The organism is Candidatus Erwinia dacicola (assembly GCF_001756855.1).
In the GTDB taxonomy this organism is placed as follows: domain Bacteria; phylum Pseudomonadota; class Gammaproteobacteria; order Enterobacterales; family Enterobacteriaceae; genus Erwinia; species Erwinia dacicola.
The window spans coordinates 1-4,830 of sequence record NZ_MAYS01000504.1; the positions used below are offsets into that span (position 1 = coordinate 1).

A 4,830-nucleotide genomic window follows, 5' to 3' on the forward strand; every position below is an offset into this window, starting at 1 on the left:
CGCAAACGGGGATCGCTGCTGCCGAAGGTCTACGAAGCGCTGGAGATGACGCCGCGGAAAAAGCCGGAGAAGCCGGGGTTTGCGGTGCTGATGAAGGGCTTCCTGGGTACCGACCCGTACCAGTGCATCCTGTGCGGCGACCGGCTGCGTTTTGCCGGCGCTCAGGCAGGAACGCAGGCGATGGCATTACTGTCGGAAAGGCTGCGTGGAATGGAGAAAAAGCGATGGCTGCGGATGCCTGAGCCGGATCAGTGTGCCTGAAAAATGGCTTTCCGGTTAAAAACACGACAAAAACTGCATTTTCATACTTAAACCTACGCACGAGCGCCGCATCAAAGGGATAGTTCGTTCTGACATTCATGGTTGGGCGCTCTCAGAAGAGGCGATTCAATCTCCTAACCATGAACCTGTTCTTCATCGTGCTGACGCTATGGCTAATCCCGGAAACGAAAAACATTTCGCTGGAGCACATTGAACGCAACCTGTTGGGCGGTAAAAAACTGCACGATATCGGTCAACGATAACTGAATTATCCTCTGACCGGGACAACCCGGCCAGCTTATTGCCTATCCTTTCATTTCACCGTACTCTTGCCCTGATGAAATCTCAAAGACTCCCTATCGCCCTGCAACAGGCAGTTATGCGCCAGCTGTGTGAAAAATTGCAGCAGGCTAACCTGCGCCTGGAGTGCAGCTATCCGGAGCCGGCGCTGGTCTATCAGCAACGCGGCACTGCGGCGGGCACGGCATGGCTGCAAAGCTGGGAAATCTGCCTAAACCCAGTACTGCTGCTGGAGAATCAGCAGGCGTTTATTGATGAGGTGGTACCGCACGAACTGGCACATCTGCTGGTGTGGAAGCACTTTGGGCGCGTCGCCCCGCACGGTAAAGAGTGGAAATGGATGATGGAGAGCGTGCTCGGCGTCCCCGCACGCCGCACCCATCAGTTTGAAATCAGCTTGGTACGCAGCCGTGCTTACCCCTATCGCTGCCGCTGTCAGCAGCACCAACTCACCGTACACCGTCATAATCGGGTGATGCGTGGCGGGAGCGAATATCGCTGCCTGAAGTGCGGGGATATTTTAACAGCGGGTGATTTCCAAGATTCTTAAAAACCCTCATTTCGTTTAATAATTATTCGATATCGGACTGATATTTCAGCAGATTATTCGTAATTACTGGTGCTTCTGTTACTCTCCACGCCTCTTTCATAGATTACACATTTACTGGAATATGTCTCGCAAAATTTGGGCCGTTTTGGCTGTTACCCTGCTGCTTCCATCCTTCTTTACCCGAGCACTCAGCTTGGATAACTATCACCAGAATAGCTTCGACCAAGCTAAAGCCTATGCGGCGCAGATCAATGCGGCCGCCCCTGCTAGCTTCTACTGCGGCTGTAAAATTAACTGGCACGGAAAAAAAGGCATGCCGGACCTCGCATCCTGCGGTTACTAGGTACGTAAAGACGCTAATCGTGCCGGGTGCATCGAGTGGGAGCACGTGATTCCGGCCTGGCGCTTTGGTCATCAGCGCCAGTGCTGGCAGAACGGCGGGCATAAAAACTGTGCCAAATAAAGCGGCTATCGCCGTATCGAAATCGACCTGCACAACTTGCAACCGTCGATTAGTGAGGTGAACGGCGACCGCGGCAACTTTATGTACGGCCAGTGGAACGATGGAGACCAGCAGTACGGTTAGTGCGCGATGAAGGTCGACTTCAGGAATAAGCTGGCCGAGCCACCTGCCCGGGCGTGCGGTGCCATTGCCCGTACCTAGTTTTACATGCGCGATCGATACCAGCTCAGTATATCGAAGCAGCAGACGCAGCTGATGACCGCTTGGAATAAACTCTATCCGGTTAGCCAGTGGGAGTGTCAGCGCGATGAGCGCATTGCCAGCGTGCAGGGCAACCATAATCCGTATGTACAGCGAGCTTGCCAGCGGTAAAATCACTGACCTACACTAAGCCGCATTCACAGCGATTTGATAACTTTCAACAGGATTTCCATGCGTATACCTCGCATTTATCACCCTGAAGCTTTAGAAGTGGGCAGTGAAATCGCCCTGCATGACGATGCGGCAAACCATATCAGGCGAGTACTGCGCATGGCGCCGGGCCAGCACCTGGAATTGTTCGATGGTACAAATCTGACTTTTTCCGCCGAGATTATTCAGGCCGATAAAAAAAATGTGCGTGTCAAAATCACCGCAGGCCGCGCCGGTAGCCGCAAGTCACCGCTGCACCTGCACTTGGGGCAGGTAATGTCACGCGGTGAAAAGATGGAGTTCACCATCCAGAAAGCGGTAGAACTCGGAGTAAATGTCATTACCCCCTTATTTTCTGAACGCTGTGGCGTAAAGCTGGATGCCGATCGACTGGCGAAAAAAATTCAGCAGTGGCAGAAAATCGCCATTGCCGCGTGCGAACAGTGCGGGCGCAACAGTGTTCCGGAGGTTCGACCCGCGATGGCACTTGACGCCTGGTGTGCCGAGCAGGATAGCGGGTTAAAATTAAATCTTCATCCGCGGGCAGAACACAGTATTAATACCTTACCGTTGCCGGTTGAGCGTGTTCGCCTGTTGATTGGCGCGGAAGGCGGGCTGTCAGCGGATGAAATCAACATGACAGCGCAGCACGGCTTTACCGATATCTTGCTCGGGCCGCGCATATTGCGTACCGAAACCACCGCCCTGACGGCCATTACTGCCCTGCAGGTGCGCTTTGGTGATTTGGGTTAAACACAGCTAACTAATTTAGAACGTAGTGGAGAAAAGAATGGTCAAGCTTGGCATCGTGATGGACCCGATTACTTCCATCAACATAAAAAAAGACACCAGCTTCGCCATGCTGCTGGAAGCGCAGAGCCGTGGTTATGAAATTCACTACATGGAGATGAACGTTCTCTATCTGCGTGGTGGTGAAGGCCGTGCGCGTACCCGTCTGCTGAGCGTTGAGCAGAACCATGATAAGTGGTTTGAATTTGGCAGCGAGCAGGACATCCCCCTGTCCGATCTCAACGTGGTGCTGATGCGTAAGGATCCGCCGTTTGATACCGAATTCATCTATGCCACCTACATCCTTGAGCGTGCCGAAGAGAAAGGTACACTGATCGTTAATAAGCCGCAGAGCTTGCGCGACTGTAACGAGAAGCTGTTCACCGCATGGTTTGCCAAGATGACGCCGGATACGCTGGTGACCCGTAACGCCAGCCAGATCCGTGAATTCTGGCAGCAGCACGGCGACATCATACTGAAGCCGCTGGATGGCATGGGTGGGGCGTCCATTTTCCGCGTGAAGAAAGAAGACCCTAACCTGTCGGTGATTATCGAAACACTGACCCAACACGGCAGCTTCTACTGCATGGCGCAGAACTTCATTTCCGGCATCAAAGACGGTGACAAGCGCGTACTGGTCGTGGATGGCGAGCCGGTGCCTTACTGCCTAGCGCGTATTCCAAAATCGGGCGAAACCCGTGGAAACCTAGCTGCAGGGGGGCGTGGCGAAGCGCGTCCGCTGAACGAAAGCGACTGGAAAATTGCCCGCCGTGTAGGTCCGACCCTGAAAACAAAAGGACTGATCTTTGTCGGTCTGGATATTATTGGCGACAAGCTGACGGAAATTAATGTGACCAGTCCAACCTGCGTTCGCGAGATCGAAGCCGCATTCTCGATTTCTATCACGGGTATGCTGATGGATGCGATCGAAAAACGCCTAGCCTGATTGTTACGGCGGAGCCGGATTGCCCCGCTGCTCACCCTTAACGCCCGGGCCTTAGAGCCCGGGCGTTAACCAGACTACAGAACATTAAGTATGAATTTACAGCATCACTTTTTGATTGCCATGCCTACGCTGCAAGACCCGCTGTTCAAACGTTCAGTGGTCTATATCTGTGAACATAATAGTGATGGAGCGATGGGGATAATCGTCAACAAACCGATGAAAAACCTGACGGTTGACGGCATCCTGCAAAAATTGAAAATCTCCCCGGCACCGCATGATAGCGAAGCGAAGCTGGATAAGCCGGTGTTTGCCGGCGGTCCGCTGGCGGAAGATCGCGGGTTTATTCTGCACTCGGCGCAGAAAACATTTTCCTCCAGCATTCGGGTATCGGATAACACCGTGATCACCACCTCGCGTGACGTACTGGAAACGCTGGGCAAGTCCGAGCAACCCGAGCACGTACTGGTCTCGCTGGGCTGCTGCGCTTGGGAGAATGACCAGCTGGAAACCGAGCTGCTGGAGAATGCGTGGCTCACCACCCCGGCCAACAGCAATATCCTGTTCCACACGCGTATTGCCGAGCGCTGGCGTGAAGCGGCGAAAAGTATTGGCGTGGATATCCACAACATCGCCAGTGATGCAGGGCATTCCTGATGAGCCCTCAGACTTTGCTCTCTTTCGACTTCGGTACAAAAAGCATTGGCGTGGCCATTGGTCAGCAGCTGACCGGCACCGCTCGCCCTCTGGCTGCGTTGAAGGCCAACGACGGCGTTCCCGACTGGAACAAAATTGAAGCGTTGCTGAAAGAGTGGCAGCCTGACCGCGTGGTTGTGGGGTTACCGCTCAATATGGATGGCACCGAGCAACCTTTGACCGCACGGGCGCGTAAGTTCTCCAACCGCCTGCATGGCCGCTTTGGCGTACAGGTTGATCTGCACGACGAGCGCCTCAGCACCGTCGAAGCCCGCGCCGAAATATTTGAACGCGGCGGCTTTCGCGCCCTGAGCAAGGGCAGAGTCGACTCACTCTCTGCGGTGATTATTCTGGAGAGCTGGTTCGAGAATAATTACACCTGAATTAACAGCAGGGCCGATCGAAAAAGATGATCGG

Annotated in this window: 5 protein-coding genes and 3 pseudogenes; all 8 read left to right on the top strand. The window is 53.9% G+C overall.

The genetic code is table 11. From position 1 onward, the window contains the following. Positions 1-261 (top strand): annotated as a pseudogene (locus BBW68_RS13005) (IS91 family transposase); the annotation flags it as partial. A gap of 140 nt (positions 262-401) precedes the next feature. Then, a pseudogene (locus BBW68_RS19230) lies at positions 402-524 on the top strand (hypothetical protein); the annotation flags it as partial. A gap of 74 nt (positions 525-598) precedes the next feature. Further along, a complete protein-coding gene (locus BBW68_RS13010; protein WP_070135694.1) occupies positions 599-1,111 on the top strand; it encodes a SprT family zinc-dependent metalloprotease in 513 nt (170 codons plus the stop codon). A gap of 121 nt (positions 1,112-1,232) precedes the next feature. Then, positions 1,233-1,946 (top strand): annotated as a pseudogene (endA, locus tag BBW68_RS17015) (deoxyribonuclease I). A gap of 60 nt (positions 1,947-2,006) precedes the next feature. Then, positions 2,007-2,738, top strand: coding sequence for a 16S rRNA (uracil(1498)-N(3))-methyltransferase (rsmE, locus tag BBW68_RS13020; RefSeq protein ID WP_070135690.1), 732 nt, complete (start codon positions 2,007-2,009; stop codon positions 2,736-2,738). Between the two features lie 37 nt (positions 2,739-2,775). Then, a complete protein-coding gene (gshB, locus tag BBW68_RS13025; RefSeq protein WP_070135691.1) occupies positions 2,776-3,720 on the top strand; it encodes a glutathione synthase in 945 nt (314 codons plus the stop codon). A 90-nt stretch (positions 3,721-3,810) separates the two neighbouring features. Next, positions 3,811-4,374 carry a YqgE/AlgH family protein gene (locus BBW68_RS13030; protein WP_070135692.1) on the top strand — a complete coding sequence of 188 codons (564 nt, stop codon included), beginning with the start codon at positions 3,811-3,813 and terminating at the stop codon, positions 4,372-4,374. Continuing rightward, on the top strand, positions 4,374-4,796 hold the full coding sequence (ruvX, locus tag BBW68_RS13035; RefSeq protein ID WP_186821337.1) for a Holliday junction resolvase RuvX: 423 nt from the start codon (positions 4,374-4,376) through the stop codon (positions 4,794-4,796). Before BBW68_RS13030 ends, ruvX begins: the two co-directional genes overlap by 1 nt. Positions 4,797-4,830 lie beyond the last annotated feature (34 nt).